Source organism: Xanthomonas sp. A1809 (genome assembly GCF_017746015.1).
GTDB lineage: Bacteria > Pseudomonadota > Gammaproteobacteria > Xanthomonadales > Xanthomonadaceae > Xanthomonas > Xanthomonas euvesicatoria.
The window spans coordinates 1920-4881 of the sequence record NZ_JAGHWZ010000024.1 but is presented as its reverse complement, the minus strand read 5'-3'; the positions used below and the strand labels follow the sequence as shown (position 1 = coordinate 4881).

The window sequence follows — 2962 nt, the reverse complement described above, 5'->3', positions numbered from 1 at the left end:
CTTGCCGACGCGCGAGATGTTCCAGCTCTGCCGTTTCGGGTTGATTCCGTCCGGCGACGTTTGCCGGTAGCCCTCACCGAACTGCGCAGCGCGCACGGCGAGCGTGACATTGCCGCTGGCCTCGGTTCGAACGGGCCAGGTGAAGACCTCAGCCACGGGCGCCACCTGGCGCGAACAGGCCGCCCGGGCGCATCTGCTGCTGTAGCACTCGCAAGACCATGGGCTGGATCATCTGGTTGAGCGCGCGGAGCATGTCGTTCTCATCGCCCTGCGCGCTGGTGCTGGCAGTGCCGTCGTTCTGAATGACGTTGCTGATGTGCAGGCTCACGCCGCCACCTGCACCGGTAGCCGCATCGGTGACGGGCCGGCCGGCAGTGATCGGCACAACGCGGCCACCTTGGTTGCCCGGGATCATGTAGGTGCGGCCGCCAGCCTCGTACATCTCCGGCCGGCCGCCCTCGCCTACCTCGTAGATCGAGCCCGCAGCGACGGGGCCGCCGCCAGCGCGCCCACCCGCGATGGCTCCGCCGATCGCCGCCACCCAGCTGTTGCCGGAACTGGCCGCCATGGTGCCGAGCGCCTTCAGCAACTGCGACGATGCGAGGTCTGCGAGCATGCGCTGGATCGTCTTCGCAAAGCCCTTGGTCATGCCGCCAAGCCCCTCCTCGAAGGGGTCGAAGAGGAAGTCCGAGAACGCGCTCTGCATGCTTCGGGCAGCCTCCAATCCGAATTCCTTCATCATGTCGTTGCCCTCCTTGGTCTTGGCGATCATGCTGTCGTAGCTGTCGCCATAGATCGCGGCGTAGTCGTCCATCGCGTCCTTCGTCTGGGCGTAGCTCTCCAGCAGCCTGGCCTGTTCCTCGCTCAGCGCGCCGAAGGCGCCGGTACGGATGTCATAGGCGACCTTGACGGCCTCGCCGATCTGCCCGTGAAGCGCCAGTTCTCGCTCCAAGCCCGCCAGGTAGGTGTTGACCTTTTCATCAGTCGCGCCGTAGATGGCCGCGATGTCTTCGTTGACGTCCTTGATCTGGGCCAGCTGCAGCAGGCTCTGCGCCTGCGCGCCGGTGATGCCCTTGAGCGATCCGCTCTGGAGTTCGTACAGCACCTTGGCGGATTCGGTGTTCTGACCGGTGAGCGCCAATTGCTTGGCCAGCTCCGCCGACATTGCGGTGTAGGTCTTCTGCAGCTCAGCCGCGGCCTTGCCCGCCTCCTTGTCGGTGTACTCGAACGCCGCCGTCTTGGCCGGGCGGACCAGCGCCGCATCGTCCGGCATCGCGCCGTTTTCGAGCAGCTTCACCTCGGGTCGGTTGCGCTTGGTGATCTCGCGTTGGAGCTTTACGCGCTCGGCGATCAGGTCATTGATCTGCTGCTGGCGCTTGAGTTCCTGCCCGTCAGTAAGGGGTAATCCAAAGCTGCCGGTGGTTCGATTACGCGCGCCGTCGAGCCGTTCCTGCACTTTCGCCATCTGTGCGTTCAACGAATCGGTAGTGGCATCGCCCACAGCACCACCGGTGTCGAGCCCGCGTAGCTCCTTCACCCGCCCGATGTAATTGACCAGCATCACCACGCCGTTCGCCATCTCGGCAGTCAGGCTGCCTACGAACTGCGTGATCGAGATGAATGCAGATTTGGTGCTGTCCGAACCGAGGAACGACGTCAGCTCCTTGACCTGAGGCAGCAGCTCGGCGCCGACTTGGTTCTTCAAACCCTGGAACGCGAGATCCATTTGGGCGGTCTGAACCCGCAACTCCTTCAGAGATTTCGCTGTCTGCGCATCAAGCACCACTCCAAGCCGCTCAGCCTCGTCGCCCCACTTGCGAAAGCCCTCGCCGTTGTTAGCCAGAAGTGGCCGCAGCAATGTGGCTTCGTCGGCGATCGCCTCCAAATAGGTGACCATGTCGCCTTGCGACACACCCGCCTTTTCGAGCGCGCTATAGTACTTCCCCAGCGCATCTGGTCCGCTGAGATTGCGGAACTCCTTGGCCGTCAGTCCAACCTTCGGCGCAATTTTGGTGAAGAAGTCCTGCAGCTCGCCGCCGCCTGTCTGCAGAAAATCTCCGACCTTTTCCTGAGTGTCCTTGAAGATGTCGGCCAGCTTGTCCTGCTGGATACCTACCGTTGCCGCGCCTGCGGCGAGCCGCTGAAACCTCTGCTCACTAGTACCCGACAGACGGGCGAAGCGCTCAATTTCACCTGAACTTGTGGCCAGCTGCCGCGTCCAGTTCAGTACTGCCGTGCCGGCCACGGCTAGGCCACCAACGACCGCGCCGCCGATCTTGCCGAAAGCAGCGCCCACGTCTGCGGCCGCCGCTTGGGAGTCCTTTCCGAACTTACGCACCTGCTTGCTGGCCCGGTCGGTATCGGTCTCGAACGAGCCGGTCCGCATCAGCAGATCAACGACGATTGAACCTGCAGTTGCCATGTTCGTCCTATCAGCGGTCGAAGCCGAGCGCCCGCACCACGTCGCGGTCGGCGTCGCTCAGCTCGGGGTCGGTGGGTGTGGGAGCGAGTGCCGTCAGCACCTGCTCGAACTTGCCGCCCATCGAGGCGGCGATGATCGCGGCCGGGCGGTGGTGCCGGTGCAGATCGTCGAAGGGATACAGCGTGTAGTAGGTGCGCCAGCCGGCCATCTCTGTTTCCGGCATCGCATCAATTTCGGTGAGCGTCTTCCCCAGCGCTAGAGCGAGGGTGTATCGGAACCACTCTCCGGTGCCTCGCTCGGCGAGCTGACGTTTCCCTGGTAACTGTGCACCCCGCTAATTGCGGCGGCGAGCGCGTACTGCACGCTGATCTTCAGGTTGCGAGCCTGCTCCAGCGTCAATGCCGGCTTCCCATCCTCCGTGCAGATCGCCTTGGCAATCAGGCGTGCCATGGATTCGGATTGCTTTTCCGGATCATCGCTTTGTTGGCCAACGGCGAAGGCTCGCACGACGCCTGCCTGCTGCTCGCGAATGTAGAACGT

The 2962-nt window shown here is 63.5% G+C and carries 3 protein-coding genes; all 3 read right to left on the bottom strand.

Annotated features, from left to right (window positions below; genetic code table 11):
* Nucleotides 1–148: 148 nt before the first annotated feature.
* Nucleotides 149–2422 carry a hypothetical protein gene (locus J7396_RS21465; RefSeq protein WP_209262085.1) on the bottom strand — a complete coding sequence of 758 codons (2274 nt, stop codon included), beginning with the start codon at nt 2420–2422 and terminating at the stop codon, nt 149–151.
* A 10-nt stretch (nt 2423–2432) separates the two neighbouring features.
* Entirely contained in the window at nt 2433–2645 is a 213-nt protein-coding gene (locus tag J7396_RS21460; RefSeq protein WP_128698091.1) for a hypothetical protein, read from the bottom strand.
* Nucleotides 2646–2677: 32 nt separating this feature from the next.
* Nucleotides 2678–2962: phage tail assembly chaperone family protein, TAC (locus J7396_RS21455; RefSeq protein WP_209262084.1), on the bottom strand; the 285-nt coding region annotated here is incomplete at its 5' end.